Source organism: Oceanipulchritudo coccoides (assembly GCF_010500615.1).
Taxonomy (GTDB): Bacteria; Verrucomicrobiota; Verrucomicrobiia; order Opitutales; family Oceanipulchritudinaceae; genus Oceanipulchritudo; species Oceanipulchritudo coccoides.
In genome coordinates, this window is sequence record NZ_JAAGNX010000037.1 from 1 (window position 1) to 296 (window position 296).

Below are 296 nucleotides of genomic sequence, written 5' to 3' on the forward strand. Positions count from 1 at the left end.
TCATCCCGGGCTTTGGTCAGTGTGATATCCGGTAAGGGACTATCAAGATACGTTACCGAAATCCGCGGTGTTTGCGTGCACCCCGTGATCACGCCCTGCCAGACGCCTGACTGCATTCGTGTCTTGGTCAACGTCAGCTCGGACATGGGGCGCCTTTCGTCATAACTGTGCGCGTGGACGACGGCTGAATGTCAGATCCCGCAGCGTGATCTGGTTCATCTCCGGATTTTCGAAAATGATGTCGATCCATGCTTTTTCGACGCGCTTCTCGTTCATGTTGGAATAGGCGAGGTCGA

At 54.4% G+C, this 296-nt stretch carries 1 protein-coding gene; it reads right to left on the reverse strand.

Going from position 1 to position 296, the window contains the following annotated elements:
- Positions 1–159 precede the first annotated feature (159 nt).
- Positions 160–296, reverse strand: a 137-nt coding sequence (locus G0Q06_RS14865; RefSeq protein WP_343203196.1) for a DUF6478 family protein, incomplete at its 5' end; no start/stop codon positions are given.